Source organism: Pedobacter sp. UBA4863 (genome assembly GCF_002399615.1).
Lineage (GTDB): Bacteria > Bacteroidota > Bacteroidia > Sphingobacteriales > Sphingobacteriaceae > Pedobacter.
The window spans coordinates 4,157-4,808 of the sequence record NZ_DHDZ01000043.1 but is presented as its reverse complement, the minus strand read 5'-3'; the positions used below and the strand labels follow the sequence as shown (position 1 = coordinate 4,808).

At 35.4% G+C, this 652-nt stretch carries 1 protein-coding gene; it reads left to right on the top strand.

Annotated elements, in window-relative coordinates; genetic code table 11:
- Positions 1-317: 317 nt before the first annotated feature.
- Positions 318-652: Arm DNA-binding domain-containing protein (locus B3I52_RS11335; protein ID WP_293301323.1), on the top strand; the 335-nt coding region annotated here is incomplete at its 3' end.

Below are 652 nucleotides of genomic sequence, written 5' to 3'. Positions count from 1 at the left end.
TTCGAATCCTGCCACCCCGACCACACTTACACTAAGTAAGGTCAGAAACCCTCAAATTCTATGAATTTGAGGGTTTTTTGTTTTATATCATATCAAGAAACCCCAAAGAATATCAAGGTAAATGTGAGTTAAACGGTGAGTCATTTTAAGTTTTAAATTTACTCACCGAATAGCTTATAAATAACTGTAAATCATTTATTTAAGACATTTATTTTGATGCTATTTATAATTGTTTGACTTCTTCACTTCATTCCTTCTATCGATCGGAATGTGAGAATTGCTCCAAAGTGTATGAGTTGAACATAAAATAAATGGATATGAAAAGTAAAAACACCTTTGGGATTCAATTCGTGTTGCGGTTACCCAAGAACAAGAAAGACGAGATGGCCGTTGTTTATGCAAGAATTACAGTAAACGGTCGCAGAGCTGAAATTTCCTTAAAAAGTAAAGTGTCAATTAATAATTGGGATGAAGCAAAAGGAAGAGCAAAAGGAAAGCGAGAAGAAATCATAAAATTGAACAGCCACATGGAGCAAGTGCGCTCGTTAATTTTTGATGGTTACCAAGAATTGATACAGCGGAACAAATCGGTTTCCGTGGATGCCGTTAAAGCCAAGTACCTTGGTGAAGATATAGAAGAAACGATGGCTTT